The 26,000-nt window shown below is 70.4% G+C and carries 27 protein-coding genes; 13 read left to right on the top strand and 14 right to left on the bottom strand.

What is annotated here, in order from left to right; all coding sequences use genetic code 11:
* Positions 1 to 20: 20 nt before the first annotated feature.
* Positions 21 to 296 (bottom strand): hypothetical protein, encoded by a 276-nt coding sequence (locus RLT59_RS19100; protein WP_311304518.1) that lies wholly within the window; start codon positions 294 to 296, stop codon positions 21 to 23.
* A 137-nt stretch (positions 297 to 433) separates the two neighbouring features.
* Between RLT59_RS19100 and RLT59_RS19095 the strand changes: the two genes are divergently transcribed.
* Positions 434 to 871: a VOC family protein gene (locus RLT59_RS19095; RefSeq protein ID WP_311304517.1), complete on the top strand. Its 438-nt coding sequence runs from the start codon at positions 434 to 436 to the stop codon at positions 869 to 871.
* Positions 872 to 898: 27 nt separating this feature from the next.
* On the opposite strand, the gene RLT59_RS19090 is transcribed toward RLT59_RS19095, so the two are convergent.
* Both RLT59_RS19090 and RLT59_RS19085 read right to left on the bottom strand, forming a co-directional pair.
* Positions 899 to 2,236, bottom strand: coding sequence for a S41 family peptidase (locus RLT59_RS19090; protein WP_311304516.1), 1,338 nt, complete (start codon positions 2,234 to 2,236; stop codon positions 899 to 901).
* Between the two features lie 107 nt (positions 2,237 to 2,343).
* Entirely contained in the window at positions 2,344 to 2,775 is a 432-nt protein-coding gene (locus RLT59_RS19085) for a nuclear transport factor 2 family protein (protein ID WP_399125696.1), read from the bottom strand.
* A 248-nt stretch (positions 2,776 to 3,023) separates the two neighbouring features.
* On the opposite strand from RLT59_RS19085, the gene RLT59_RS19080 reads away from it, so the two are divergent.
* On the top strand, positions 3,024 to 3,575 hold the full coding sequence (locus tag RLT59_RS19080) for a DUF1062 domain-containing protein (protein WP_311304515.1): 552 nt from the start codon (positions 3,024 to 3,026) through the stop codon (positions 3,573 to 3,575).
* Between the two features lie 81 nt (positions 3,576 to 3,656).
* On the opposite strand, the gene RLT59_RS19075 is transcribed toward RLT59_RS19080, so the two are convergent.
* Entirely contained in the window at positions 3,657 to 3,881 is a 225-nt protein-coding gene (locus tag RLT59_RS19075; RefSeq protein ID WP_311304514.1) for a hypothetical protein, read from the bottom strand.
* A gap of 87 nt (positions 3,882 to 3,968) precedes the next feature.
* Positions 3,969 to 4,349 carry a winged helix-turn-helix transcriptional regulator gene (locus RLT59_RS19070; protein WP_311304513.1) on the bottom strand — a complete coding sequence of 127 codons (381 nt, stop codon included), beginning with the start codon at positions 4,347 to 4,349 and terminating at the stop codon, positions 3,969 to 3,971.
* 83 nt (positions 4,350 to 4,432) lie between these two features.
* Here RLT59_RS19070 and RLT59_RS19065 point away from each other — a divergent pair, with 83 nt between their 5' ends.
* Positions 4,433 to 4,867, top strand: coding sequence for a nuclear transport factor 2 family protein (locus RLT59_RS19065; protein WP_311304512.1), 435 nt, complete (start codon positions 4,433 to 4,435; stop codon positions 4,865 to 4,867).
* A 32-nt stretch (positions 4,868 to 4,899) separates the two neighbouring features.
* Here RLT59_RS19065 and RLT59_RS19060 read toward each other — a convergent pair whose 3' ends face one another.
* Both RLT59_RS19060 and RLT59_RS19055 read right to left on the bottom strand, forming a co-directional pair.
* Positions 4,900 to 5,091 carry a DUF397 domain-containing protein gene (locus RLT59_RS19060; RefSeq protein ID WP_311304511.1) on the bottom strand — a complete coding sequence of 64 codons (192 nt, stop codon included), beginning with the start codon at positions 5,089 to 5,091 and terminating at the stop codon, positions 4,900 to 4,902.
* Positions 5,088 to 5,942, bottom strand: coding sequence for a helix-turn-helix domain-containing protein (locus tag RLT59_RS19055; protein WP_311304510.1), 855 nt, complete (start codon positions 5,940 to 5,942; stop codon positions 5,088 to 5,090). Before RLT59_RS19055 ends, RLT59_RS19060 begins: the two co-directional genes overlap by 4 nt.
* Before the next feature lie 263 nt (positions 5,943 to 6,205).
* Here RLT59_RS19055 and RLT59_RS19050 point away from each other — a divergent pair, with 263 nt between their 5' ends.
* A complete protein-coding gene (locus RLT59_RS19050) occupies positions 6,206 to 6,847 on the top strand; it encodes an ATP-binding protein (protein ID WP_311304509.1) in 642 nt (213 codons plus the stop codon).
* Here the strand turns inward: RLT59_RS19050 and RLT59_RS19045 are convergent.
* The 4 genes from RLT59_RS19045 to pdhA all read right to left on the bottom strand — a co-directional run bounded on the left by RLT59_RS19045 (position 6,744) and on the right by pdhA (position 11,290).
* Positions 6,744 to 7,424: a DUF4232 domain-containing protein gene (locus RLT59_RS19045; RefSeq protein WP_311304508.1), complete on the bottom strand. Its 681-nt coding sequence runs from the start codon at positions 7,422 to 7,424 to the stop codon at positions 6,744 to 6,746. The two genes, RLT59_RS19050 and RLT59_RS19045, sit on opposite strands and share 104 nt — an antisense overlap.
* Before the next feature lie 245 nt (positions 7,425 to 7,669).
* Entirely contained in the window at positions 7,670 to 9,133 is a 1,464-nt protein-coding gene (locus tag RLT59_RS19040; RefSeq protein ID WP_311304507.1) for a dihydrolipoamide acetyltransferase family protein, read from the bottom strand.
* Between the two features lie 10 nt (positions 9,134 to 9,143).
* The gene (locus RLT59_RS19035) at positions 9,144 to 10,124 is read right to left on the bottom strand and encodes an alpha-ketoacid dehydrogenase subunit beta (RefSeq protein WP_311304506.1); all 981 of its coding nucleotides are present in this window, start codon (positions 10,122 to 10,124) and stop codon (positions 9,144 to 9,146) included.
* A 2-nt stretch (positions 10,125 to 10,126) separates the two neighbouring features.
* A complete protein-coding gene (pdhA, locus tag RLT59_RS19030) occupies positions 10,127 to 11,290 on the bottom strand; it encodes a pyruvate dehydrogenase (acetyl-transferring) E1 component subunit alpha (RefSeq protein WP_311304505.1) in 1,164 nt (387 codons plus the stop codon).
* 341 nt (positions 11,291 to 11,631) lie between these two features.
* Here pdhA and RLT59_RS19025 point away from each other — a divergent pair, with 341 nt between their 5' ends.
* From RLT59_RS19025 to RLT59_RS19015, 3 genes are all read left to right on the top strand, one after another.
* Positions 11,632 to 12,291, top strand: a complete 660-nt coding sequence (locus RLT59_RS19025) for a response regulator (protein WP_073733310.1) — start codon at positions 11,632 to 11,634, stop codon at positions 12,289 to 12,291.
* Between the two features lie 101 nt (positions 12,292 to 12,392).
* Positions 12,393 to 12,830, top strand: a complete 438-nt coding sequence (locus RLT59_RS19020) for a pyridoxamine 5'-phosphate oxidase family protein (RefSeq protein ID WP_311304504.1) — start codon at positions 12,393 to 12,395, stop codon at positions 12,828 to 12,830.
* A 58-nt stretch (positions 12,831 to 12,888) separates the two neighbouring features.
* A complete protein-coding gene (locus tag RLT59_RS19015) occupies positions 12,889 to 13,890 on the top strand; it encodes a phosphotransferase enzyme family protein (protein ID WP_311304503.1) in 1,002 nt (333 codons plus the stop codon).
* Positions 13,891 to 13,915: 25 nt separating this feature from the next.
* On the opposite strand, the gene RLT59_RS19010 is transcribed toward RLT59_RS19015, so the two are convergent.
* Positions 13,916 to 15,577 carry a protein kinase domain-containing protein gene (locus RLT59_RS19010; RefSeq protein WP_311304502.1) on the bottom strand — a complete coding sequence of 554 codons (1,662 nt, stop codon included), beginning with the start codon at positions 15,575 to 15,577 and terminating at the stop codon, positions 13,916 to 13,918.
* Positions 15,578 to 15,941: 364 nt separating this feature from the next.
* On the opposite strand from RLT59_RS19010, the gene RLT59_RS19005 reads away from it, so the two are divergent.
* The 6 genes from RLT59_RS19005 to RLT59_RS18980 all read left to right on the top strand — a co-directional run bounded on the left by RLT59_RS19005 (position 15,942) and on the right by RLT59_RS18980 (position 23,643).
* Complete coding sequence (locus tag RLT59_RS19005; RefSeq protein WP_311304501.1) at positions 15,942 to 17,588, top strand: protein kinase domain-containing protein; 1,647 nt, start codon at positions 15,942 to 15,944, stop codon at positions 17,586 to 17,588.
* Positions 17,589 to 17,998: 410 nt separating this feature from the next.
* Complete coding sequence (locus RLT59_RS19000; RefSeq protein WP_311304500.1) at positions 17,999 to 18,487, top strand: hypothetical protein; 489 nt, start codon at positions 17,999 to 18,001, stop codon at positions 18,485 to 18,487.
* 83 nt (positions 18,488 to 18,570) lie between these two features.
* Complete coding sequence (locus tag RLT59_RS18995) at positions 18,571 to 19,179, top strand: PadR family transcriptional regulator (RefSeq protein ID WP_311304499.1); 609 nt, start codon at positions 18,571 to 18,573, stop codon at positions 19,177 to 19,179.
* 167 nt (positions 19,180 to 19,346) lie between these two features.
* Positions 19,347 to 20,114, top strand: coding sequence for an ABC transporter ATP-binding protein (locus RLT59_RS18990; protein ID WP_311304498.1), 768 nt, complete (start codon positions 19,347 to 19,349; stop codon positions 20,112 to 20,114).
* Positions 20,111 to 22,963 (top strand): FtsX-like permease family protein, encoded by a 2,853-nt coding sequence (locus tag RLT59_RS18985; RefSeq protein ID WP_311304497.1) that lies wholly within the window; start codon positions 20,111 to 20,113, stop codon positions 22,961 to 22,963. The genes RLT59_RS18990 and RLT59_RS18985 overlap by 4 nt, the downstream gene beginning before the upstream one ends.
* A 131-nt stretch (positions 22,964 to 23,094) precedes the next feature.
* Positions 23,095 to 23,643, top strand: coding sequence for a bacterial proteasome activator family protein (locus tag RLT59_RS18980; RefSeq protein ID WP_311304496.1), 549 nt, complete (start codon positions 23,095 to 23,097; stop codon positions 23,641 to 23,643).
* Positions 23,644 to 23,794: 151 nt separating this feature from the next.
* On the opposite strand, the gene RLT59_RS18975 is transcribed toward RLT59_RS18980, so the two are convergent.
* Both RLT59_RS18975 and RLT59_RS18970 read right to left on the bottom strand, forming a co-directional pair.
* Positions 23,795 to 24,784, bottom strand: coding sequence for an NAD(P)H-quinone oxidoreductase (locus RLT59_RS18975; protein ID WP_311304495.1), 990 nt, complete (start codon positions 24,782 to 24,784; stop codon positions 23,795 to 23,797).
* A gap of 125 nt (positions 24,785 to 24,909) precedes the next feature.
* Positions 24,910 to 25,983, bottom strand: coding sequence for a potassium channel family protein (locus tag RLT59_RS18970; protein ID WP_311307777.1), 1,074 nt, complete (start codon positions 25,981 to 25,983; stop codon positions 24,910 to 24,912).
* Positions 25,984 to 26,000 lie beyond the last annotated feature (17 nt).

The following is a 26,000-nucleotide window of genomic DNA, read 5'->3' as shown; positions in this document are numbered from 1 at the left end:
CTTCTCCGTTCTTCACCGTATTAGCTGTCCCGCCCGTCCTCCGCCTCGGCCGCACGCGGGCGGCGGCTGCGGAAGCGTTCCAGGACGGCTGTGCCGAGCAGCACCAGCCCGATGGCGATGACCTTGCCCGCCTGGTAGCCGGCCGTCGTGTCGTCCATCGCGTCGGACCACACGAACACCCACAGCGTCCCGACGATCCCGACGACGATGAGGAGGACGGCCCCCACCGGGCCGATGCCCCACCACCACGGGGCCTCGGGGTGCGCGTCGGGTCGGTCGTGTTCGTCGTTCGTCAAGATCGTTCTCCAGCTGGTGAAGCGGTACCGGCACCCGGTGCCTGCCCAGAACTCCGAGGCGCAGTCCCCGGTTTCGGAAGGATCGGCGGCCGGCTCGGAGCGGGTCGGCTGTCAGAGGCGCGCAGTACGGTCGCCCCATGGCAGCCACCATCGATCTGACACTGGACGCCGCCGACGCGCAGGCCCTCGCGGCCTTCTGGAGAACCGCACTCGGCTACATCGACGAGCCACCGCCGGCTCCCTTCCGCACCCGCGAGGAGTGGCACGCGTCGTTCGACCTGCCGGAGGACGACTCCGTGGACGACGGCGCCTGGCTCTGCGATCCCGACGGCAACGGCCCCCGCCTGGCCATCCTCAAGGTCCCCGAGCCCAAGACCGCCAAGAACCGGCTCCACATGGACGTCAGAGTGCCGGGACACGGCACGACGCCCGAGGAGCGCTGGGCCAGGATCAGGGCGGAGTCCGAACGCCTGGTACGGGCGGGCGGCACCGTCCTGGAGGCGTTCGACGGGCACCACATCATGATGGCGGACCCGGAAGGCAACGGGTTCTGCGTGGCGGCCACGTCCGCCTGACCGGCCCGGCCGCAGGGCAGGAGAACCTCAGCGCCGCAGTTCCGCCACCGCCGCGTCGAACGCCGAGTCGCGGTTCTTCGCGAACTCCTCCTCGGTGAAGACCGGGGTACGGATGTGCGGCGGGATGCCCGCCCCGTCGAAGGTCCGGCCCGAGCGGGTCAGGAACTCCTCGTTCGGCAGCCACAGCGCCATGCCGTTCGGCAGCACCCGGTCCATCGTGTCCGAGAAGACGCCCTGGGTCGGCTCCCCGATCCTGACCGTCCTGCCGGGCCGGTCGATGAGCGCCTGCGTGAACGTCTCGCCCGCGCTGTACGTCGTCCCGGAGGTCAGTACGGCGACGGGGCCGGTGTATCGGGGCCTGCCCTTCGCGGGCTGCACGGGGACGGGCCGGGGCCGGGTGTACTGGGTGCGCTTGCGGTAGGCGACGTACGGGGTGTCCGTGAGGCGTTCCGCGATGTGCACGCCGAGCGCGTCGGAGCCGCCGCCGTTGATCCGTACGTCGATGACCAGCCCCTGGAGCGAGGCCGTGCGCCCGGCGGTGAGGACGCTGTCGAGCGCCTTGCCGAGCTGGGCCAACTGGGCGGCGTACGACGGGTCCTCCGGGTCGTACCCGGCGAATCCAGAGATCCGCAGATAGCCCAGCCCCTCCGGCAGATCCGCGTAGCTGATCCGCCCGCTCGCGAACTCCCTCGGCTTCTTGCCGTTGAGGTCGCGCGCCACGATGTGGTTCTTGATCCTGGTGTCCAGCTCCGGCCCTGGCACCGCCGTTCCCGGCCGGCTCCCGGCGAAGTAGCGGTCTCCGTCGAAGACGGCCACATGTGCGTCGTACAGCGGCTTCACCATGTCGCTGAACAGTGCGAACAGTTCGTCGCGCGTGGTGGTCGCGTGCACCTTCGGCCGGTACGTCTCGCGTACGGCGTGCCAGTCGACGCCCTTGGCGTCGAAGAACGGGTAGTTCTCCTCGAAGGACTGCCAGAAGACGTCGAACGTCGTCACCGGGTCCGTGGCGGTGGGTCGCTCGCACGCCTCCGGAAGCCGCCCGATCCGCCGCAGCTCCCTGCGCCCCACCGAACCGGACAGCTCCAGCGACCCGACATCCGGCCGCACGCTGAGGATCGTCCCGTCCTCGGCCCTGAACACGCCGGGCCCCGTCTGCGCTGCGGACTCACCCTCCAGGCAGCTCACCGAGGTCGTCTGGTACTCCTGCAACCGCCCGTCCGCGATACGCAGGACGGTGCCGTACCCGTTCACCCGCCAGGTGCCGTCGGCGGACCCCGGTCGCGCCGCCGCAGCGGGCGCGATCGCCCCGCCGGTGAGGGCCAGCGCCACGAGTGCCGTCGCGGCCTTGGAACTCCGAAGTCGCACAGTCTCCCCATTCCCCGTGCGCGATCTGCGTCACGGAACCGACGATCGCGCATGGCCCGCCGGGGCGACATCGGGCAGGCAGGCGGATCGGCAGGGGGGATACCCCCTCACTCCTGACGGTCGGCCTTCGCGCCCGGCTCCTCCGCGTCGAAGGCCCGTGCCACCGCGAGGCTGTCCTCGTAGACGTGGTGCCGGGTGACGAGACCGCCCGCGAACGTGAGGTGCAGGGCGAACCGCGCGCGGTAGGCGCGTCCGGTGGACCGGGCCGTCTGCCGGATCTCCCCGAACACGACCGCGTCGTCGCCGTCCACCAGGACGCGCTCGATCTCGGTGGCCGCGGCCCCGGGCACGTGGTGCCCGCCCAGCTCGCGGTAGTGCGCGGCGGCGTCGGCGCGGGTGGAGCGGTGGCGCATCCACGGGGTGGCGGCCCGGCCGGGCTCGCCCTCCGGCCAGTCGAGTGGGTGTGGGCGCGGACGCGGTAACTGCCATGCCGGATCTTCCGGTTCACAACCCGCCCCGGTCGGAGCGGCGATCGGCATCCTGGCCCGCACCGGCCGCCACCGCGATTACCTCCCGGGGAAGGGCGGCCCACGGCGAGGCGCGGAAATCCACTGGATCGCCGCACCCGCGCGCCGCTACCGTGCTGCCGGTCCCCGTCGTCCAGGCAAGGGCGTTCCGTTGTACACCGTTTGAGACTTCCCACGAGCTGATCTGTCGCGCGTCGCACGCACTTGTGCGCCGTGCTGATTCCTGCTGCGGACTTCTCACCTGAAACCGGTGTACCCCTGTGCTCAACAACTGGGTCGTCATGCCCACTTGCCTTCCCCTCGTCCTCCGCCGCTGCCACACGTGCGCGTCCGGGACCTTTCGGGCGAACGGCAAGTTCCGCGTCAACGCCAACCACAAGCTCCTTGACGCGTGGCTCCTCGCGCTCTGCACGACGTGCGGGGAGACCACCGAGCTCACGGTCCTGGAACGGGCGCACGTGCGCTCCATCCGGCCCGAACTGCTGGACCGGATGCACGACAACGATCCCGGCCTGGCGGCCGAGCTGCTCCAGGACCCGGCCCTACGGCGCCGCAACCGCATCGCCCTCGACTGGACCGATGCCTGGCGCCTCGACACGGGCGAACCGGCCGCCGACGCGGACCACGACGTGATCGACGTATCGGTCCGCTTCGCGGCACGGATTCCGGTCCGGCCGGTGCGGCTGATCGCTGACGGGTGGGGTCTCTCCCGGGCGGAGGCCGGCAGGCTGATCACGGACGGCAAGATCGTCTCCGCGATCCGGCTGACCGGCAGAACAGCCGCCGACTTCACCTTCATGCTGAAGCGCTGAAGGCTGTACCGGCGGCTTGAGCGCTCTCAGCACGCCGGGCCCGGTCCTGTACGTAGGACCGGGCCCGGTGCGCACGGCTCGTCAGCGGGAGCGGATGCCCAGCGCGACGAACTGGGTGACCGCGTCGTCCGCGAAGTTGTCGTCACTGACCAGGACCAGCGACCGTTCGCCGCCCCGCAAGGCCGGGCCCCACGGGCTGGTCGGGTCCGACGCGGCGAAGATCTTCTCCAGCGGGTAGGCGAACTGCCCGAGCACGTCACCCCTGCGGCTCTGCTGCGTGACGCGGACCAGGGCGCCGTGTTCCACGCAACGGAGTGACGTGAGGGTTGAACGGGTACCGCCCGTGTCCCGCAGGCGAGTTGACCGGTGTCCGGCAGCCCTGGGCAGCGGCCGTCAGCCGTTGTGCTCGCGGTCGTAGGCCGCCTGGGCGGCGGCGACCGAGCCGCCGTGCCGCTTGGCCCAGTCGGTGAGCTCCAGCAGCGACGTGTGGAGCTCCCGGGCCATTTCCGTCAGCGTGTACTCGACCTTGGGCGGAACGACCGGATGGACGGTGCGTACGAGCAGGCCGTCCCGCTCCAGCTTGCGCAGATTGAGCGTGAGCATGCGTCTGCTGATGCCTGTGATCGAACGCTCCAGCTCCGTGAACCGAACCGGGCCCTGCGCGGCGGCCACCAGGATGCCGATGCTCCACTTCCCGGAGACGTGATCGAGAACCTCCGAGACCGGGCACGCCTCGCCGGCCAGGACTGTCACATCGATGTGCCTCTGGGACATGAAAGTGCCTTCTTCCGCCCGGTCCGACAGTTGCCAATCATGTACTCGGTATCAAATCGTGCACCGACCCGGGAGGCGGCTCAATGCTCCAGGAACTCACAGACCGCGCCGCGATCGTGGACGCCGTCATCGCGTACGCGACGGCCCTGGACACCAGGGACTGGGAGGCGTTGGGCGCGCTGTTCACGGACGATGCCTGCTGGGAGTACGACGGTTCGGGAGAACGGCTCCGTGGGCCCGACGCGATCGTTGCCAGGATCAGCACCAGCCTGGAACGGATCGACGCCACCCAGCACCTGAACGGCAACCACGTCGCCGCGGTCCACAGCGACGAGGCCGAGCACACGTGCTACTACCAAGCCCAGCATGTCCGCCACGGCCTGCCCGACGGCGACAAGTTCCTCGGCGGAGGCCGCTACGAAGACCGCCTTCGCCGCACCCCGGACGGCTGGCGCTTCACGCACCGCAGGATCACCAACATCTGGAGCGACGGAAACCCCGCGGTGCTCATGTCCTGACGTCAGGCCGCACACCAGGTAACCGGGACCGGCTACCTGGTGTGCGGCGCCCGCCCCAAGGTCCCCTGGAAGGCGTCCCACGCGGCGGGGGTGAGCAGGAGGACGGGGCCGTCCAGATGCTTGGAGTCGCGGACGGCGACGGTGTGGGGGATGTTGCGGGCGACTTCGACGCACTCGCCTTGCGGCTCGCTGTAACTGGACTTCGTGAAGTGAGACTCGGTCACTCGTTCATCCCTTTGGCAATGCTCTCTATGAGCCGCGACGAGTCGTACGGCGACAGACTCGTGGCACAGGTGCGTGCGAACAATTCAGTGTAGGCGGCGCTCTCCTCGGAGCCTTCGATCCAGTTGGTGGAGCGGAGCCCGTCCATGTGAACGACATCCAGTGCTCCTGATTCAGCGAACGACAGGATGTTGAAGGCCCCGCCGCCGCACGAATGCACCCCCGACCGGAACGGAAGCACCTGCACATCAATGTTCGGGCGCTCCGCGAGTTCGCACAGAGACTCAAGCTGCTGCCTCATGACACGTGGACCACCGATCATCTGCCGCAATGCCGCTTCCCAGATCACGGCGTGCACGCGCAGTGGATTGTCGCCTCGCAGACGACGCTGGCGGCGCACTCGCACGTCGACCAGGCGCTCGACCTCGTCGATCCGGTCGGGGGACACGGCGGCGACCGCGAGGGCTCTCATGTACTCGGGCGTCTGAAACAGTCCCGGAATCAAAGCAAGTTGCCAAGTTTGCAGTCGGAGCGCGACGTCCTCCATAGCGATGTACTCGCGCAGGCTGCCCTGCGTCAGCGAGTTGTCCCACCACCCCTTTGCCCGCCGACGCTCTCGATCCAGCTTTGCCAGCTTGAGCAGCCCGTCCACCGTGCCCGGACTGTCGACGCCATAAGCCCGGCAGAGTGCAATGACGTCCGGATCCCGGAACGGAACCCAGCCATGTTCCATCTTGGCGACCTTGGCAGCCTGAGCACTGAGAGCTTCTGCGGCCTGCGTCTGGTTCAGCCCGGCCGCCTCTCTGAAGCCCAGTAGTTGACCGCCCAGCTGACGCGCGAGAACCGTGGACACTCGGTTGCCCCTATCCGCAGGCAACTTCGGCACAGCGCACCACCTCCTGTTGTTCGGGAACAGTCTCCAACTCCGGGACACTCCACCACAATCACTCGGTTGGGGATATTTATCTCCGAGAGATTGTGGTGCGGTCGCCGACTCGCTACGTTCGGCACCAAGCCGCTCACACAGCGACACCGCCCGGCGGAAGTGCACCGCCCTGCCCTGCTCAGGACAGGGTCCGGTATCGCCACCGCCCCCTCACCGAGAGGCACGCGTCCATGACCGCAGCCCAGGAGAAGGCCCCCGCACCCGAGCCCGTCCTCCAGGAGGACCGGCTCGACTACACGCCCACCGCGCGCAGCGTCCACCTCTGCCGGCGCCGGGCCGTGCGGCTGGTGTCCGAGTGGGGGTATCCGAACCACGTGGCAGAAGTCGCTTTGCTGGTAAGCGAGTTGGCGACCAACGCCTTACTGCACGGCTCCGTGCGCGGGCGGCTCTTCCGCGTGCACCTCATCCTCACGGCCACCGCCCTCCGCATCGAGGTCAGCGACCCGCGAGGGGAGCGGTTGCCCGCGGTGCGCGAGGCGCAGGAGGACGACTGCTACGGGCGGGGGCTGCTCATCGTCGACCGGCTCGCTGACCGCTGGGGCGTCGAGCCGCGCACCGTCGGCAAGACCGTCTTCGCCGAACTCGCCCTGCGCAGGCGGTCGGACGTCGAGGTCTCCGCGCGAACGTCCCGTAACCGAAGAAGTGGGCCCGCGCACATCTCGTACGGGCCCACCTCACACACGTACCGCCGGGGCGGCTGCCGCCCGGTCAGCCGCCCTGGCCGGCGCTGCCGATCGGGCCGACCAGGATCTGGTCACCGTTGCCGCTGTCCCCCGCGGGCAGCGAGCTCTCGCCCGGCCAGGCGAGGGTGACCGACTTCGTCTCGTTCGGCGGGGTCACCACAAGACCCGTGATGCGGATGCCGGAGCCACCCGTCTTGTTGAGCGGGTAGCTGACGTTGGAGTCGATCTCCTTGCCGTTCTTGAGGGTGTACGGGTCGCCGGGGTCACCCTTGCGCGTGGCGGAGAGCGTCCCCGTGTTCGTCTTCAGGTCGACGCCCACGAACCCGGAGATCACGCAGTCCGCGCCGCTGGTGTTCGTCAGCGCCACCGCGATGCTGCCATCGCGGTCGCCGTCGATGAAGGTGTCCAGCGCCGTGATCTTCAGACCGTCGGTGGTGCACTTGCCGCCCTTGGCGTCGGAGCCGCTCCCGCCGGACGTAGAACCGCCGGAGGCGGAACCGTTGGAGTCCGGGGCGGATGACTCCTTGCCACCGGCATCGTCCGTACCACCCGAGTCCGAGCCACCGCCGGAGGAGGAAGCGGCGGACGCGGACGACCCGGACGACGGGTCGGCCTGGCCCGCTGCGTCGTCGTCGTTCTGGCAGGCCGTGAGCGAGAGACCCGCAACGAGCGCCAGGGCCGCGAAGGTGAGCTTACGAGCGCGCATGGTTTCGTCCTCAGCATCGGTTGGTCAGTACCGGCCCACTCGGTACGGGTCGGTACCAGCGAGCGCTTCTGATCAAGAGGACCCGCCGGAGAGGCTCGGCTGTTCCGCCCGGTCACCGGCTAATACATGGCTGTTACAAGCGCGCCGAGCCGGAACGGACCGGCGGGCGGACGCGGCGCGGACACGGCAGTGGGCCCGCGCGACGCCTCGCGCGGGCCCACCTCATGCACGTGACGCCGGGGCGGCTACGCCCAGGTGATCAGGCGTTTCGGCTGTTCCAGGATCGCGGCGACGTCCGCCAGGACCTTCGAGCCGAGCTCGCCGTCGACCAGGCGGTGGTCGAAGGAGAGGGCCAGTGTGGTGACCTGACGGGGCTTCACCTTGCCCTTGTGGACCCACGGCTGGAGCTTGATCGCGCCGACCGCGAGGATCGCGGACTCGCCGGGGTTGAGGATCGGCGTGCCCGTGTCGACACCGAAGACGCCGACGTTGGTGATGGTCACCGTGCCGCCCGCCATCGCCGCCGGGGACGTCTTGCCGTCGCGGGCCGTGGAGACCAGCTCGCCCAGGGACGCGGCCAGCTGCGGGAGCGTCTGCTCCTGCGCGTCCTTGATGTTCGGCACGATCAGTCCGCGCGGAGTGGCCGCCGCGATGCCCAGGTTCACGTAGTGCTTCTGCACGATCTCCTGGTTCGCCTCGTCCCAGGCCGCGTTGACCTCGGGGTGGCGCTTGATCGCGACCAGGAGGGCCTTGGCGATGATCAGGAGCGGGTTGACCCGCACCCCGGCCATCTCCTTGTCCTCCTTGAGCTCCGCGACGAGCTTCATCGTGCGCGTCACGTCGACCGTCACGAACTCGGTGACGTGCGGCGCGGTGAACGCGCTGCCCACCATCGCCTGCGCGATCGCCTTCCGTACGCCCTTGACGGGGATACGCGTCTCGCGCGCACCCATCGAGGCGACCACGGCCGGGGCCGGGGACTGGTCCGCGGCCGGGGCGGACGTCGGCGCCGGGATCTGCGGCTGCTCCCGCACCGGCTCGGGGGCCGGGGCCGGGGTCGCCGCCGCGTGCACGTCCTCGCGGGTGATGACGCCGCCCTCGCCGGTCGGGCTGACCGTCGCGAGGTCGATGCCCAGGTCCTTCGCCAGCTTGCGCACCGGAGGCTTCGCGAGCGGGCGGGCCTCGGGCACGACGGCGCCCGTGCCGTGCCCGTTCATCTCACCCTGGATCGCGGCGGAAGCGGCGGCGGGCGGAGCGGTCTCCGTACCCTTGCGGGCGCGTCGCTTCGTGGAGGACTCGGCCACGCCGTAGCCGACCAGGACCGGGGTACGGCCCTTCGGCGCCTCGGCCTCGGCCACCGGTTCGTCCGAAACCGGAGCCGGAGCCGACGCCGGCTCCGACGCCGGAGCCGGGTCCGCAGCCGCGTCGCCGCTGTCCGGTGCCACGTCCACGACGATGATCACCTGGCCGACGTCCACGGTCGTGCCCTCGCCGAAGCGCAGCTCGTGCACCACCCCGTCGAACGGGATCGGCAGCTCGACGGCCGCCTTCGCCGTCTCGACCTCGCAGACGACATGGCCGTCGGTGACGGTGTCGCCGGGCTGGACGAACCACTTGAGGATCTCGGCCTCGGTCAGTCCCTCGCCCACGTCGGGCATCTTGAACTCACGGAAGCGAGCGGCGTTCGTAGTTTCGGTCATCGTTGTCACGCCCCAGTCCTCAGTACGCCAGCGAGCGGTCGACGGCGTCGAGCACACGGTCGAGACCCGGCAGGTACTCGTCCTCCAGCCGGGCCGGCGGGTACGGCACGTGGTAGCCACCGACCCTCAGCACGGGTGCCTCCAGGTGGTAGAAGCACCGCTCCGTGATGCGGGCGGCGATCTCCGCGCCGGAACCGTAGAACACCGGAGCCTCGTGCACCACGACCAGGCGGCGGGTCTTCTCCACGGATGCCTGGATGGCGTCGAAGTCGATCGGGGACATCGAGCGCAGGTCCACGACCTCGACCGACTTGCCCTCCTCCTGGGCGGCCGCGGCCGCCTCCAGGCAGACCTTCACCATCGGGCCGTACGCGACGAGCGTGAGGTCCGTGCCCGTGCGGGCGACGGCGGCGCGGTGCAGGCCGCCCGGGATGGCCTCGGTGTCCAGCTCGCCCTTGTCCCAGTAGCGGCGCTTCGGCTCGAAGAAGATGACCGGGTCGTCGCTCTGGACGGCCTGCTGCATCATCCAGTACGCGTCGGACGCGTTGGAAGGGGAGACCACCTTCAGGCCCGCGACGTGCGCGAACAGTGCCTCGGGCGACTCGGAGTGGTGCTCCACCGCGCCGATGCCGCCGCCGTACGGAATCCGGACGACGACCGGGAGCTTGATCTTGCCGAGCGAGCGGGCGTGCATCTTCGCGAGCTGCGTGACGATCTGGTCGTACGCGGGGAAGACGAAGCCGTCGAACTGGATCTCCACGACCGGCCGGTAGCCGCGCAGGGCGAGACCGATCGCGGTGCCGACGATGCCGGACTCCGCGAGCGGGGTGTCGATGACGCGGTCCTCGCCGAAGTCCTTCTGGAGGCCGTCGGTGATCCGGAAGACGCCGCCGAGCTTTCCGACGTCCTCACCCATGATGAGGACCTTGGGGTCGGTGTCGAGGGCCTTGCGCAGCGACTCGTTGAGCGCCTTCGCGATGGACATCTTTTCCATGGCCATGGCTACTTGCCCTCCTCTGCGAACGATGCCTGGTAGGCGGCGAACTGGGCGCGCTCCTCGTCGACGAGGGCGCTCCCGTCGGCGTAGGCGTGCTCGAAGATCGCCATCCGGTCCGGTTGCGGCATGGACCGCACCGCCTCGCGGACCCGCTTGCCGAGGGTCTCGCTCTCCTCTTCCATGGCGGTGAAGAACGCCTCGTCGGCGGCGCCCTCGTTCTCCAGGTAGGTGCGCAGGCGCAGGATCGGGTCCTTGGCCTCCCAGGAGGCGCGCTCCTCGTCGGCCCGGTACTTCGTCGGGTCGTCGGAGGTGGTGTGCGCGCCCATCCGGTAGGTGAACGCCTCGACCAGGGTGGGGCCCTCGCCCCGGCGGGCCCGCTCCAGGGCGGACCGGGTGACGGCCAGGCAGGCCAGTACGTCGTTGCCGTCGACCCGGACGCCGGGGAAGCCGAAGCCCTGGGCGCGCTGGTAGAGCGGCACCCGGGTCTGCTTCTCGGTCGGCTCCGAGATCGCCCACTGGTTGTTCTGGCAGAAGAACACGACCGGCGCGTTGTAGACCGCCGAGAAGGTGAACGCCTCCGCCACATCGCCCTGGCTGGAGGCACCGTCACCGAAGTACGCGATCACGGCCGAGTCCGCGCCGTCCTTGGCGACGCCCATGGCGTAGCCGGTGGCGTGCAGCGTCTGCGAGCCGATGACGATCGTGTAGAGGTGGAAGTTGTTGGTGTTCGGGTCCCAGCCGCCGTGGTTCACACCGCGGAACATCCCGAGCAGATTGGTCGGGTCGACGCCCCGGCACCAGGCCACACCGTGCTCGCGATAGGTCGGGAAGACGTAGTCGTCGTCGCGCAGCGCCCGGCCGGAGCCGATCTGGGCGGCCTCCTGGCCCAGCAGCGAGGCCCACAGGCCCAGCTCGCCCTGGCGCTGGAGGGCGGTGGCCTCCGCGTCGAAGCGGCGGGTCAGGACCATGTCCCGGTACAGGCCGCGCAGCTCGTCCGCGCTCAGGTCGATCGAGTAGTCCGGGTGCTCGACGCGCTCGCCCTCGGGCGTCAGCAGCTGTACGAGTTCGGGTCCGGAACTCTTGGGTGTCTTCGCGGGCGTCTTCGCGGCGCTGGTCCGCTTGCTGCTGCGTCGCGGCTTACGCGCGGCAGCAGTGCTCTCCACGGTCACGTGCGTGCTCCTCCGTCGGTCCGGCCCCCGGGGTCTGCCGGGAGACCAGTGCGGCTCGCCTGTGTCCGTACCCGTGCACGGGGTGGGGTGCCGCTCGGTCCGGGAACAGGCGTGACAGGTGCCCCGGCGAGCGCCCTGTTGTTAGGCACGTTACCCAGTGCCTCGCGTAACTGCGAAACCCTATCTGACCTGCGATTTTGCTTGGATATCCAAGTAAATCGAAGAATTCGGGAACTCTCGCTGGTCACAGCACTGGTAACAGCCTTGCAGGCTGCCGGAACAACGGCACGTTATCCCGCCGGACAGCGGCAGGGAAGGGGGGAGTGTGTGAGACTGCGTTTGTGCGCAAAGAAGGAAAAATCACGGTTTTTCTGCTGGATGACCATGAGGTCGTCCGCCGCGGAGTTCATGAGCTTCTCTCGGTGGAGGACGATATCGAGGTGGTCGGTGAGGCCGGTACTGCGGAGGACGCGCTGGTCCGCATCCCCGCGACCCGGCCCGATGTCGCCGTCCTCGACGTACGGCTGCCGGACGGCAGCGGGGTGGAGGTCTGCCGGGAGATCCGGTCCCGGGACGAGTCCATCAACTGCCTGATGCTGACCTCGTACGCCGATGACGAGGCACTTTTCGACGCGATCATGGCCGGCGCCTCCGGATACGTGCTCAAGGCGATCCGGGGCAACGAGCTGCTGAACGCCGTACGGGACGTGGCGGCCGGGAAGTCGCTGCTCGACCCTGTGGCCACCGCGCGGGTGCTGGAGCGGCTGCGCGACGGCAAGAAAGGGCGCGGCGACGACAAACTCGCGGGCCTGACCGACCAGGAACGCAAGATCCTTGATCTGATCGGTGAGGGGCTGACGAACCGGGTGATCGGGGAGCGGCTGCATCTCGCGGAGAAGACGATCAAGAATTACGTCTCCAGCCTGCTCTCCAAACTCGGTATGGAACGCCGCTCGCAGGCGGCCGCCTATGTCGCACGGCTCCAGGCGGAGAAGCGCTGAGCCGCACGTGACCCGGGGGGCCGATTCGGGACTTTGGTCCCCCGGCACCGGGGGCTGCGGCCTCTTATCCACGCGCACCGCGGTCACGCACAGTGGAGGCCATGTCCACCGAGGAAGAACTCCACGCAATCGACCTGCTCGGCCGGGTCCCCTACGGCCGGCTGGCGACGAGCATGCGTGCTCTTCCCTTCCTGACGGTGGCCCGCCATGTCGTGATCGACGGCCGGGTGGTCCTGCGGCTGCACGGCGGACTCGGTTACCACGACGCCTGCAACGGGACCGTCGTCGCGTACGGCGCGGACAACTTCAACGTCTCCGCCACGGCCGGCAGCCGGGATCTGTGGTCCGTGGAGTTCACCGGTCCCGCGCAGACCGTCGAGCCGACCTGCGCCCAGCGCGAGCTGTTCGGCCCCGCCCCCGTCGAGGTGAACGGGGAGCCCTTCACCCCGGCGTTCCTCCGGCTCGACCCGCATTTCGTCCACGTGCACACTCTGGACTTCCACGCAACTCGTCACAGCCTGCAACACAGCGTGATCTAACATCTGGCGGGTGCCGCGCTCATCTGTAACCCTTACGCCTGTTCCCCCGGTCCGCGAAGTGCTCCGCCGCTACCCGCACGCAGGTGAGCCGCTCACCTGCGAACCGCTGGATCAGGGACTGCTCAACCATGGATACCGGGTCTCCACGACCCGGGGTTCCTACTTCCTCAAGCACCACCTGGACGATTCCACCGGCGACCGCGCCACGATCGTCCGCCAGCACCGGGCCACCCAGCGGCTCCAGTCACTCGGAGTGCCCGTCGCCCCGCCCATCGAGGACACCGAGGGCGGCACGGTCACCGAGATCGGCGGCCGCTGCTACGCCCTGCACCCCTGGGTCGACGGGCTGCACCGGGCCGGAGCCCAGCTCACCGTGGCCCAGTCGGTACGGCTCGGGGCGCTCCTCGGAGCCGTACACACAGGTCTTGAGCAGGTGATGGAGGCGGGCGCCGGGGGTACGGAGGGCGCGGGCAGGCCGGCCGGTCATGCCAGCCCTGATCCCGCCGACACCTTCGCGGTGATCGACGAGCTGCTGGCCGCCGCCCGTGGCCGGCGGCCCCGGGACTCCTTCGACGAACTGGCCGAGCACCGGCTCCTGGAGCGGCGCACCCTGCTGGACCAGCACGCGGACCGGCGGCCGCCCACGCCCGGGGTCCCGGCGACCGGCTGGGTGCACGGCGACTTCCACCCGCTGAACGTGCTCTACCGGGGCGCGGATCCGGTGGCGATCCTCGACTGGGACCGCCTCGGCGTGCAGCCACGGGCGGAGGAGGCGGTACGGGCCGCCGCGATCTTCTTCGTCCAGCCGGCCGGTGAGCTGGAGCTGGCGAAGGTGCGGGCCTACGCGCGCGCCTACCGGCGGGCGGCCGGGGCCGGGGCAGCGGAACTGGCCGCGGCGGTGCACCGGGTGTGGTGGGAGCGGCTCAACGACTTCTGGATACTGCGCTGGCGGTACTGCCTGAACGACCGAAGGGCCGACCCGCAGTTTCCCGCGGTGTCGGCCCTGGCGGTGTGGTGGACCCGTGAGTACGACGCGGTGTGCGAGGCCTTCACGGGGTGAGGGGTCTACGGGGTGCGGGCGCCGTTCACGGGGTGGTGCCGACCGGGCCCTCCGCGGTGCCGGTGCTGGCGCCCTCGGCCGTGCCGCCCGGCTCGCCGGCCGCGCCACCGGCCGGCGTCGTACCGCCGTCCTGCTCGCCGTTGGCGCTGCCGTCGGTCGTCGTGCCGTCCGTGTCGCCGCCCGTACTGCTGCTGTTGCCGCCGCCGTCCGTCGTCGTGCCGCCCGCGTCGGTGCTCGCGCCGCCGTCCGTCGTGGTGCCCGAGTCCGTGTCGGACGGGGTGGGCGAGGGAGGCGTGTCCGTTTCGCTCGGAGTGTTCGACGGGGTGTAGGAGGGCCTGCGCGGCGTCTCCTGCTGATCGCCGGAGGAGCTGCCGGGCTGCTCGGTGTCCTGGGTCTGCTCCTCGGTGGGCGAGGGCGAACTCTTCGTCGGGGACGGGGAGCTGGACGTCGGCGTCGGGTCCTTCTTGGGCGTCTCGCCGTCGCCCTTCGTCGCGTTCAGCGCGATGGCGACGCCCGCGCCGATCGCGATCAGTGCCAGCACGACGAACAGCCACAGCTTGCCCCGGCTCCGGCCACCGCCCGCCTGGTGGCTGCCGTTGGCGTCGTAGCCGTCGTAGCCGCCGTCGTCCGGGTTCATCGGCGGCAGGATCGGGCCCTGCGAGGTGTCCCCGTGCTGCGGGTGCCCCATCGCGCGGGTGGCGCCCGTCATGCCCCGGGGCGGGGTGGCGCCGCCCTCGTTCAGCACGACCGGTCCGGTGTTCCAGGTGCCGGTGTGGCCGCCCTGGACCTGGAGCATCTGCAGGCTGTACTGGACGAGCCCGCGCATCTCCTCCGCGCTCTGGAACCGGTCGTCCGGGTCCTTCGCGAGCGAGCGCATGACAAGCCCGTCCAGCTCCGGGGGCACCCCGCCGGAGACCTCGGAGGGCGGGACCGGGATGTCCTGGACGTGCTGGTACACGACGGAGAGCGGCGTCTCACCCGTGAACGGGGGCCGCAGCGCGAGGAGTTCGTACAGCAGACAGCCGGTGGCGTACAGGTCGGAACGGTGGTCGACGGCCTTGCCGAGCGCCTGCTCGGGGGAGAGGTACTGCGGCGTCCCCATGACCATGCCGGTCTGGGTCATCGTGGACTGCGCGCCGTGCAGGGCGCGGGCGATGCCGAAGTCCATCACCTTGACCGCACCGGAGTGCGTGATGATCACGTTGGCGGGCTTGATGTCCCGGTGCACGATGCCGTGCTGGTGCGAGTAGGCGAGCGCCTCCAGCACCCCGGAGACAATGATCAGCGCCTGCTCCGGCGGCGGCGGCTCGGCGTTGAGCAGCAGGTCACGGATGGTGTGACCCTCGACGATCTCCATCACGATGTACGGGACGGTCTGCCCGCCCACGGTGTCCTCGCCGGAGTCGTACACCGCCACGACCGCGTGGTGGTTGAGCCCCGCGACCGACTGGGCCTCACGCGTGAACCGGGCCTTGGAGACCGGGTCCTCCGCGAGATCGGAGCGCAGCAGCTTCACCGCGACCGTGCGCCCGAGCCGGACGTCCTCGGCCGCGAAGACCTCGGCCATACCGCCCCGGCCGAGCCGGTGGGTCAGCCGGTAACGTCCGTCGCCGACAACACCGCCGATGCCCCAGGAATCGGTGCCATCCGGAACTCCGCCGCCGTTTGCTTCGGGTTCGGGTGCCATCAGTCCTCGCCGTCGTATCTGTCCGCGCGTCCGCGGTTCTCACGGTGTCCGGGGCCTTTCGTCCGAAAAGCCCCTGCTGCCCTGCTGCATTGCCACGTCCGTATCGCACGTCCGCATTGCCACGTCACGCTACAGCCTTCGTCGGACACACCGATTTCGAGAGGGACCGGCCATCCAACCGGCTGGGAAGCCGCCCGCGCAAATTGCATCCGGTTACATCCGGTTCCTGTAACGCTTCCGAGACGCTTCTTGCGCGTAGGGTCACGGAACGGGCACCCGGCTTGACGTGTCGTACCCCTCGGGCAGACTTGGCCCGTAATACGGATCTTCGCGTGAGTCACGCGCCCGAGGGGGAAGTCAAGTCATGAGCCAGGACGGCGCACAAGGGGCCCAGGGGCGCTACGCGGGCGGTTCGGTCGCCGGCGGCCGCTACCAGCTGCGTGACCTGCTCGGCGAAGGCGGGATGGCGTCCGTATATCTGGCGTACGACTCCGCGCTGGACCGACAGGTCGCGATCAAGACGCTTCATACGGAGCTGGGCCGCGAGCAGTCCTTCCGCGAGCGGTTCCGGCGCGAGGCGCAGGCGGTCGCGAAGCTCCAGCACACCAACATCGTCTCCGTCTTCGACACCGGAGAGGACGAGCTCGGTGGCGCGCTGATGCCGTACATCGTCATGGAGTACGTCGAGGGGCAGCCGCTCGGCTCCGTCCTCCAGGCGGACATCCGCAGTCACGGTGCGATGCCCGCCGACAAGGCGCTCAAGGTGACGGCCGATGTGCTGGCCGCCCTGGACACCAGCCACGAGATGGGCCTGGTCCACCGCGACATCAAGCCGGGCAACGTCATGGTGACCAAGCGCGGCATCGTGAAGGTCATGGACTTCGGCATCGCCCGCGCCATGCAGTCCGGCGTCACGTCGATGACGCAGACCGGCATGGTCGTCGGCACCCCGCAGTACCTCTCCCCCGAACAGGCCCTGGGCCGCGGGGTGGACGCGCGCTCCGACCTGTACTCGGTCGGCATCATGCTGTTCCAGCTGCTGACCGGCCGCATCCCGTTCGACGCCGACTCCCCGCTGGCCATCGCGTACGCGCATGTGCAGGAGGAGCCGGTCGCGCCGTCCACCATCAACCGGTCGATCACCCCGGCGATGGACGCGCTCGTCGCCCGCGCGCTGAAGAAGAACCCGAACGAGCGCTTCCCGAGCGCCGCCGCGATGCAGGACGAGATCCACCGGGTGCTGAGCGCCGGCGGCCGGACGGGCGCCCCGGTGATCGTCGGGGACGCCGGCGCACCGGCGAACAGCGGCTCCGGCGTCGGTTCCGCCGTCTTCCCGCCGGTCGACCAGTCCGCCCCGGCTCCGCAGAACGTCCGGACGCCGTACCAGCCGGGCCCGTACCAGTCGCAGCAGCAGCCCGGCCCCTACGGCACGCCGACGCCCGCGCCGTCGTACGGCTACCCCCAGTCGGCCCCGGCGTACCAGAGCCAGGCGCCGATGCAGTCCATGCAGCCGATGCAGCAGCAGACCCCGCCGCCGTACGCGGTGTCGCCGCAGACGGCGACCACCCCCGCGGGTGGCGGCGGTTCCAAGCGGAACGTTCCGGTGATCGTGGGCTCGATCGTGGTGGCGCTGGTCGCGATCGGCGGTCTGATCACGGTGCTCTCGATGAAGGGCGGCGACGAGGACAAGCCCACGACGAGCCAGTCGGAACCGGGCGCCGAGCACAAGGGTCCGGAGCGGAACCGGACGATGGACACCGACAAGTGCACGGACGCGATGGAGGACAACGACGACCCGAACAAGGTCGACGCCCCGAGCTTCCTGTACAAGGACATCATCTCCGCGCGGCAGTGCGCGGACGCGGCCGGCTGGACGATCAAGAAGATCGAGGTGCCGGGTAACGCCTACGCGGAGGACCAGGTCGTCGACCAGTTCCCGACCGCAGGGACCGCGGTGCCCAAGACCGGTGCCCACTTCGAGCTCCGTATCGCTACCGGGGATCCGGCGTAGTACGTCCCCGCCCTGGTCGCGTTCCTCGCCGACCGCTTCGGTGGGTCGTTCTGCTCGGGCCATCCGTCCGCATCACCTGAGATGCCGGACATATCGTCACATGTGACGCTGACCACATGGTTTCAGGACGCTCCCCCTCGCGGCCCTCATGGCGCACGGCCTGCCTCGCACTGACGGCGGCCGCGGCCCTGGGCGCCATGACGGGCGGGGAGGCGCGGGCGGCGGGGACCTCCGTGACCGCGCGGGCGGAGGGGCCTTCTGCGGTCGCGCGGGCGGCGGGGCCTTCCGTGGCCGCGGGTTCCGCTTCCGCCGCGTCGGGACAGGGCGGGCCGTCGTCGGGACAGGGCGGGTCGTCGTCGGCGCCGTCGTCCGGGTCCGCCTCCGGGTCGTCGCAGGGTTCGTCGCCAGGCGTGACACCGTCCGCCACACCCACCGTGCCGCCCTCGGAGTCCACGCCCGCCCCGCAGGGCCCCGGCGCATCCTCCGCCGCACCCGCACCCGCGCCGCCACCCCCCTCCGCACCCCTGCCGTCCGACGCCTCCGGATCGCCCTCACCGAGCGCGGGATCGGCGCGGCCGGACGACGCGCAGTCACCGCTCGCCGGGCTGCCCGCCGGGGAGGGGCGGCAGCGCCCCGGGCGGCAGCTGACGCCCGGGGAGATCGCACGGGCCGACGACGCCATCGAGGCCGAGGAGAACCGGCCCGGCGCGACGGACCCCGCCGCCGTACCGGCCGTCACCCCTGACGCGAGCGCGTCACCGAAGACCGGCCGGCTCGCCCGGCAGGCCCTCGACGGACGGGCCGTACAACAGGTCAAGGAGACGTCGCTCGGCGTGGGTATCTGCCTGGTCGGACTGGGTCTCGGCTTCCTCGCACTGCGCATGCGCCGCGCCGACTGATCACCACTCCCGGACCACCCCACCCCCCTTCGCACCAGGTCACAGACTTGCGTTCAGCAACATACTCGGTATACATACTCAGTATGTCGATCCGTCACGGGCTACTCGCCCTCCTGGAACGGGGGCCGCGCTACGGCTCCCAGCTCCGCACCGAATTCGAGTCACGCACCGGCTCCACCTGGCCGCTCAACGTCGGGCAGGTGTACACGACGCTGAGCAGACTGGAGCGTGACGGCCTGGTCGTCCAGGACGGCGAGGACGACCAGGGGCACTCCCTGTACTCGATCAGCGACGAGGGACGCACCGAGCTGCGCAGCTGGTTCGAGACCCCCGTGGACCGGAGCAACCCGCCCCGCGACGAACTGGCCATCAAGCTCGCCATGGCCGTCGGCGCACCCGGCGTGGACATCAGGGCCGTCATCCAGTCCCAACGCCACCACACCGTGAAGGCGATGCAGGACTACACGCGTCTCAAGGCGCAGGCCCTCACCGATGTGCCCGCCAACCGCGACGAGGTCGCCTGGCTGCTCGTACTGGAACAGCTGATCTTCCAGGCCGAGGCGGAGGCCCGCTGGCTGGACCACTGCGAGGCCCGGCTGGTCCGGCTGGCAGAGGCCGCCGCCACGGAGCCGGAGACCAGCACACCCGCTCCCGGCCCCGCCCGCACCGTCAAGGCCCGAACCCGCCGCTGAGCTACGCCACGGCCGCCCGCCGCCGGAGACCCGCTCACCGGCCGGAGGCACAGAGGCCCGGAGGCGCAGAGGCGCAGAGGCGCAGAGGCGCAGAGGCGCAGAGGCGCAGAGGCGCAGAGGCGCACCGACCACAGAACCGTTTTTGTCCCGAGGGGGAACCACCCGTCATGTCACTGCACGCCCCGTCTCCGACCGCTCCGCCCCTGTCGGTGGACGCGCCGGTGCTCGAACTCCGCTCACTCACCCGCACCCACGGCACCGGGATCGCGGAGGTGCACGCCCTGCGCGGCATCAACCTGTCGGTGCACGCCGGTGAGCTCGTCGCCGTGATGGGCCCGTCCGGCTCGGGCAAATCCACCCTGCTGACCATCGCCGGCGGACTGGACACCGCGACCGCGGGCCAGGTCGTCATCGAGGGCCAGGACATCGCCGCGCTCGGCCGCAAGGGCGTGGCCGCGCTGCGCCGCCGCAGCGTCGGCTACGTCTTCCAGGACTACAACCTGATCCCCGCCCTGACCGCCGCCGAGAACATCGCCCTGCCGCGTGAGCTGGACGGCGTCCCCGTCCGCAAGGCGCGCAAGGAGGCCCGTGCCGCGCTGGAGGAGATGGACCTCCTGGAGATCGGTGACCGCTTCCCCGACGAGATGTCCGGCGGCCAGCAGCAACGTGTCGCGATTGCCCGCGCGCTGGTGGGGGACCGGCGCCTGGTGCTCGCGGACGAGCCGACCGGGGCGCTCGACTCCGAGACCGGCGAGACCGTCCTCGCGCTGCTGCGCAACCGCTGCGACCAGGGTGCGGCCGGGGTGATGGTGACGCACGAACCGCGCTACGCCGCCTGGGCGGACCGGGTCGTCTTCCTGCGGGACGGCTCGATCGTCGACCAGACGCTGAGCGTCGGCGCCGACTCGCTGCTCGCCGCCGGGGGCACCGAGTGAGCGTCTTCACGGGGTGGCGCGCCGCCCTGCGGATCGCCCGGCGCGACGCCATGCGCGCCAAGGGCCGCAGCGCGCTGGTGGTCGCGATGATCGCGATACCGGTGCTCGGCGTCACCGCCCTCGATGTGACGTACCGCAGCGTGGAGACCTCCACCGCCGAGAAGCTGGCGGCTCAGGTGGGGTCGGCCGACGCGCTGTTCAGGGACCCGCAGGCCGGTCCGCTGGACCAGTCGGTCAGCGGGGACGACTACAGCCCCCTCAGCGAGGATCCGCCGCCGGAGGAGGAAATCCCCGCGATCGACCTGCGGACCGCCTTCCCGAAGGGTGCGCGCTCCATCAGCATCCAGTCGGTGCCCGCGAACGTCACCACCGGGTACGGCGTCGCGGACGTCGACATCGTCGAGTTCCGGACCTCGGACGCGATGGCGCGCGGCAATATCGACCTCGTCGACGGCGCGTTCCCGAAGGGCACCGGCGAGATGGTCGCCACCGAGGCGTTCCTGAAGTCGGCCGGACTGCACATCGGCTCAGACATCACGGTGCGCGGACCGAACCGGAAGTACACCGTCACCGGCACGGTCGAGCAGCCGGAGAACCTGTCGGCCAAGGCCCTGTACGCGGACCCGGGCGCGGTCATCGCCCCGTGGAAGGCCAACGCCGCCCGCGACAAGAAGGTGCTGCCGCCGAACACCGACGACCTGAGCTGGCTGGTGAAGGCGGGCAACGGAACCGGGGTCACCTGGTCCGACGTGATGGCGGCCAACAAGAAGGGCGCGCTCGTCGTCTCGCGCCAGGTCGTCCTCGACCCGCCGCCGGACTCCGAGGTCCCGCTGATCAAGAAGCACGGCAGCAACCCGGCACCCGAGTCCTCCGACGAGCTGAGCGCGGCCCTCATCACGGTCGTCGCCATGGCGGTCCTGGAGATCGTGCTGCTCGCCGGACCGGCCTTCGCCGTCGGCGCGCGCCGCTCACGCCGTCAGCTCGGCCTCCTCGGCACCTGCGGCGGGGACCGGCGCCACGTACGGGCCGTGGTCCTCTCCGGCGGGCTGGTGCTCGGCGGCGCCGGAGCCGTGGTGGGGGTGGTGGCCGGGCTGGTGCTCACGGCGGTGTGCCGGCCGCTGATCGAGGAGCAGGCCGAACACCGCTTCGGCTCGCTCGTCCTGGAGCCGAAGGAACTGCTGGCCATCGCCGTGATCGGAATGATCACCGGGGTGCTGGCGGCGCTGGCCCCGGCGATCGTGGCGGGCCGGCAGTCCGTACTGGAGTCGCTCACCGGACACCGCGGTGTCCGGCGCGGCTCCCGGATCCTGCCCATCGTGGGTGCCTGCGCCCTGGCCGTCGGCGTCGCGATCGCCGTCCTGGGCGGCACCACCGGCAACTCCACCGAGGTCGCCGCCGGTTCGGTGATCGCCGAGCTGGGACTCCTGTGCTGCATCCCGGTGATCGTCGGGTTCCTCGGGCGGCTCGGCCGCACACTCCCGCTCTCGCCCCGGATGGCGCTGCGCGACGCGGCCCGCAACCGTGGCAGGACCGCTCCGGCGGTCGCCGCGGTGATGGCCGCGGTCGCGGGCTCGGTGGCCATCGCCACGTTCATGTCCAGCAAGGACGCCCAGGGGGAGTACGACTACGTGCCGATGCTCAGCGCGCAGTCGGTCGTGCTGTACAGCCCGGACGGAGAGAACTCCAAGGCGGCCGATCAGCTGGCGCGGGCGGCGGTGGAGCGGAACATGAACCCCATCGGCAAACCCGCCAGGATCTCCCGCGGCTGGGCCGGCAGCGACTGCAACACCTACTACGAGGACGAGAACGCCTGCGGCTCGCTCGAACTGGCCAAGCCCACCGGCCGGGGGCACACCTGCCCGCTCAACACCAAGGGTGCCAAGGAGCTCGCCCTCCGGCTGAGCGACGAGGAGCACCGCAACTTGATGCACTCCCCCGAGTGCGTGGACGAGCGCTACACCATCGACGCGTTCAACTCGGGTGGGAGCAACATCGTCATCGGTGACGCGTCGCTGCTCAGGACGTACGTGAAGCTCGACGACCCGGCCGCCGCCAAGGCGCTGGAGGCGGGCACCCCCGTGCTGCTCAACCGGGCGTACGCAAAGGACGGGCAGGTCACGGTCAAGGCCCTCCACCGGTACAGCGACAAGGACAAGAAGAATCGCGCCCTGCATCCGGGCCCGGCCAGGAAGACGACGGACCGGTTGAAGGTGTACGTCGCGGACGCGAAGTACGCCGAGACACCCGGAATCCGCATGATCATGCCGGAGAAGACCGCACAGCGGCTCGGACTGCACACCGCGGCGTACGGCAGCGTGTACAACGTCGCCCGCCCGCCGACCGACGCGGAGTCGCAGCGGACCGAGGCCGCGATCCAGCAGGCCGGTGCGAACGTCTACGTGCAGTCCGGAACTGAACCCGGTGAGAACGAGGACATCATGCTGCTCGTGCTGACGCTGTTCGCCGGGGTGGTGACGGTGGGCGCGGCCGCGATCACGACCGGGTTGTCCAAGGCCGACGCGGAGGCCGACCTCACCACGCTCAGCGCGGTGGGCGCCCCCCCGCGGGTACGGCGGACCCTGTCCGGGTTCCAGTGCCTGGTGGTGGCGCTCACCGGGGTGCTGCTCGGGACGGCCGCGGGGCTGGTGCCCGCCGTGGCGCTGCGCCTGATCGACCTGCGCAACGCGCTGGAGGAGATGCGGCAGGACCCGATGGAGTCCGCGTACACCCCGATCGTGGTGCCCTGGGTGACCATCGGCTTGCTGGCCGTGGTCGTTCCGCTGCTGGCCGGCTTGCTGGCGGCGCTGTTCACCCGCTCCCGGCTGACGCTGTCACGGCGCGCGGGATGACCGGTCGGCAGGCTCCGGCAGCGGGCTGACCAGCCGCTCCGGCATGGCTCCGGTGCCCTCGGAAACGGTGGATCTCACGTTTCCGGGGGCACCACAGTGCTGTACCGCAGGTGTGCGAGACAATGGACGACATGGAGATGCCGAGGAATGAACGGTCGCAGGAGCACCCCCAAGTCCTCGTGGTGGGACAGGACGGAATGGCGATCGGCGGCGGTGGCACTGACGACGAGTCGCGCGAGATCCCGGTGACGGAGATGGTCGAGCAGCCCGCGAAGGTGATGCGCATCGGCAGCATGATCAAGCAGCTCCTGGAGGAGGTCAGGGCGGCTCCTCTCGACGAGGCCAGCCGCGTCCGCCTCAAGGAGATCCACGCCAGCTCGGTCAAGGAGCTGGAGGACGGCCTCGCGCCGGAGCTGGTGGAGGAGCTGGAGCGGCTCTCGCTGCCGTTCACCGAGGAGTCGGTTCCCTCGGAGGCGGAACTGCGGATCGCGCAGGCCCAGTTGGTGGGCTGGCTGGAGGGCCTCTTCCACGGCATCCAGACGGCACTGTTCGCCCAGCAGATGGCGGCCCGCGCACAGCTGGAGCAGATGCGCCGCGCCCTGCCCCCGGGCACGGTCCACGAGGAGGAGGAAGGCGGCGGGGACCCGAACGGAGCGATCCGCTCGGGCCCGTACCTGTAACCCCGGACACCCGCTTGACCCCGTAACCCCGTACTCGTATCCGTACCCGTACCCGTACCCGTACTGACCAGCCAGGACGTTCGAAGGGCCCGGCACACGGTCTCCGTGTGCCGGGCCCTTTCGGTGCGGGGTCGGGGTGCCAGGTGCGGGCTCAGGCCGTTGCGGGTGAGCGGAGGAGCACCTTGCCGATGTGGGTGCTGGACTCCATCACCCGGTGCGCCTCCGCCGCGTCCGGCATCGGCAGCGTCCGGTCCACCACCGGCCGTACGACGCCGTCGGTGAGGAGCGGCCAGACGTGCTCGCGTACGGCCGCGACGATCGCGGACTTTTCCGCGAGGGGGCGCCCGCGCAGCGAGGTCGCGGTGACGGCGGCCCGCTTGCTCAGCAGGGCGCCGAGGTTCAGTTCGCCCTTGGCGCCGCCCTGGAGGCCGATGATCGCGAGCCGGCCGTTGACGGCGAGCGCCTGCACGTTCCGGTCCAGGTACTTCGCGCCGATGATGTCGAGGATGACGTCGGCGCCCGCCCCGTCCGTCGCCCGGCTGATCTCCTCGACGAAGTCCTGCTCCCGGTAGTCGATCAGGATGTCGGCGCCCAGCTCCGCGCAGCGCTCCAGCTTCTCGGGCCCGCCCGCCGTCACCGCGACCCGGGCTCCGACCGCCTTGGCCAGCTGGATCGCCATCGTGCCGATGCCGCTGGACCCGCCGTGCACGAGCAGCGTCTCGGCGGGGCGCAGGTGCGCCACCATGAACACGTTCGACCAGACCGTCGCGGTCACCTCGGGCAGCGCCGCGGCGAGGACGAGGTCCAGTCCGGCCGGTACGGGGAGCAACTGCCCGACCGGGACGGCGACCTTCTCCGCGTAACCGCCGCCCGCCAGCAGCGCGCACACCTCGTCGCCGACCGACCAGCCGGTGACACCGGCGCCGATGGCGGAGATCCGGCCCGAGCACTCCAGCCCCGGGTAGGGCGAGGCGCCGGCCGGCGGGTTGTAGAAGCCCTGCCGCTGGAGCACATCCGCACGGTTGACCGCGCTGGAGACGACATCGACGAGGACCTCGCCCTCGCCGGGTACGGGATCGGGCACCTCGGCCCATACGAGCGCCTCGGGGCCACCGGGTTCGGGGATCGTGATCGCATGCATGGCCGCGAGGCTACTCCGTGCCGTGCGGACGAACCCCGCGAGGCGCGGCCGGTCGGGGCCGGTGGGGTCCTATGGGGTGAGGGGCCGGGGCCTGTCGGGGGGAGGGGCGGCCGATTCCCGTCGGGTCAGGGGCGGGGGGCCGTCGGCGGGGTGTGGCTCGGGGGCGCTTCGTTCGTGGCCCGCACGATGGTGATCAGGCGGTCCGTCAGCTGGAGGGGACTGGCAGCCGGATCGTCGTAACCGAGCAGCCGGTGACCGCGCAGAACGCTCACGACGAGATCGTCGGTCTCCCGGACGTTCTTGCCCACCTCGGCCTTTATCACCGGCCGTTCGACCAGATCGAGTCCGCTGCCCTGCTGGATCAGATCCTCCATCACCGTGCCCGCACTGGGGCTCAGCACGGAGAGGCCCAGCAGCCGTCCGGCCGCGCTGGCACTGGTGATCACGGCGTCGGCACCGGACTGCCGCAGCAGCGGGGCGTTCTCCTCCTCGCGCACCGCGGCGACGATCTTCGCCCCGCGGTTGAGCTGGCGGGCGGTCAGCGCGACCAGCACCGCCGTGTCGTCGCGCTGGGTGGCGATGATGATCTGACGCGCCTTCTGCACCTCGGCCCGCAGCAGCACATCGCTGCGCGTCGCGTCCCCGAGTACCCCGGTGAACCCCTCGGCGTTGGCGATCTCTATCACCTTGGACGCCGGATCGACGATGACGATCTGGTCCTTCCGCAGCCCGGTGGCGCACAGGGTCTGGATGGCCGAGCGGCCCTTCGTGCCGAAGCCGACGACGATGGTGTGGTCACGCAAGTGGGTTCTCCAACGCTTCAGCCGGAAGTCCTCCCGGGTCCGCTCCGTGAGGACCTCAAGGGTGGTGCCGACCAGGATGATGAGAAAGAGCACGCGTAGTGGTGTCACGAACACCACATTGATGAGCCGGGCTCCGTCGCTGTACGGGGTGATGTCGCCGTACCCGGTGGTCGAGAGCGTGACCGTCGCGTAGTAGACGGCGTCCAGCAGGTCGACGCTGCCGTCGGCCGCGTCGTGGTAGCCGCCGCGGTCGATCCAGACGATAAACACCGTGGCGGCGAGCACCATCAGCGCCATCATCAGCCGTTTGGCGACCTGGCGCGCGGGGCCGTCGACGACCCGGCGGGGGAGCATCACCCGGGTGGGGACGACATGCTCCTCGGCGCGCCTGGCCATCGCGTCATGGCCGGGAA

The sequence above is a fragment of the Streptomyces sp. ITFR-6 genome (assembly GCF_031844725.1).
Taxonomy (GTDB): domain Bacteria; phylum Actinomycetota; class Actinomycetes; order Streptomycetales; family Streptomycetaceae; genus Streptomyces.
The sequence above is the reverse complement of the archived record's forward strand: the minus strand, read 5'-3'. Positions and strand labels throughout refer to the sequence as shown.

Excerpts from the sequence above, each read along its gene's own strand:
- RLT59_RS18980 (WP_311304496.1), top strand. The coding sequence starts at position 23,095 with ATGGAGATGCCGAGGAATGAACGGTCGCAGGAGCACCCCCAAGTCCTC.
- RLT59_RS18970 (WP_311307777.1), bottom strand. The coding sequence starts at position 25,983 with ATGGCCAGGCGCGCCGAGGAGCATGTCGTCCCCACCCGGGTGATGCTC.
- RLT59_RS19085 (WP_399125696.1), bottom strand. The coding sequence starts at position 2,775 with ATGCCGATCGCCGCTCCGACCGGGGCGGGTTGTGAACCGGAAGATCCG.
- RLT59_RS19010 (WP_311304502.1), bottom strand. The coding sequence starts at position 15,577 with ATGGCACCCGAACCCGAAGCAAACGGCGGCGGAGTTCCGGATGGCACC.
- RLT59_RS19035 (WP_311304506.1), bottom strand. The coding sequence starts at position 10,124 with ATGGCCATGGAAAAGATGTCCATCGCGAAGGCGCTCAACGAGTCGCTG.
- RLT59_RS19070 (WP_311304513.1), bottom strand. The coding sequence starts at position 4,349 with ATGTCCCAGAGGCACATCGATGTGACAGTCCTGGCCGGCGAGGCGTGC.
- RLT59_RS18990 (WP_311304498.1), top strand. The coding sequence starts at position 19,347 with ATGTCACTGCACGCCCCGTCTCCGACCGCTCCGCCCCTGTCGGTGGAC.
- RLT59_RS19050 (WP_311304509.1), top strand. The coding sequence starts at position 6,206 with ATGACCGCAGCCCAGGAGAAGGCCCCCGCACCCGAGCCCGTCCTCCAG.
- RLT59_RS18975 (WP_311304495.1), bottom strand. The coding sequence starts at position 24,784 with ATGCATGCGATCACGATCCCCGAACCCGGTGGCCCCGAGGCGCTCGTA.
- RLT59_RS19005 (WP_311304501.1), top strand. The coding sequence starts at position 15,942 with ATGAGCCAGGACGGCGCACAAGGGGCCCAGGGGCGCTACGCGGGCGGT.
- RLT59_RS19045 (WP_311304508.1), bottom strand. The coding sequence starts at position 7,424 with ATGCGCGCTCGTAAGCTCACCTTCGCGGCCCTGGCGCTCGTTGCGGGT.
- RLT59_RS18995 (WP_311304499.1), top strand. The coding sequence starts at position 18,571 with ATGTCGATCCGTCACGGGCTACTCGCCCTCCTGGAACGGGGGCCGCGC.
- RLT59_RS19020 (WP_311304504.1), top strand. The coding sequence starts at position 12,393 with ATGTCCACCGAGGAAGAACTCCACGCAATCGACCTGCTCGGCCGGGTC.
- RLT59_RS19095 (WP_311304517.1), top strand. The coding sequence starts at position 434 with ATGGCAGCCACCATCGATCTGACACTGGACGCCGCCGACGCGCAGGCC.
- RLT59_RS19065 (WP_311304512.1), top strand. The coding sequence starts at position 4,433 with ATGCTCCAGGAACTCACAGACCGCGCCGCGATCGTGGACGCCGTCATC.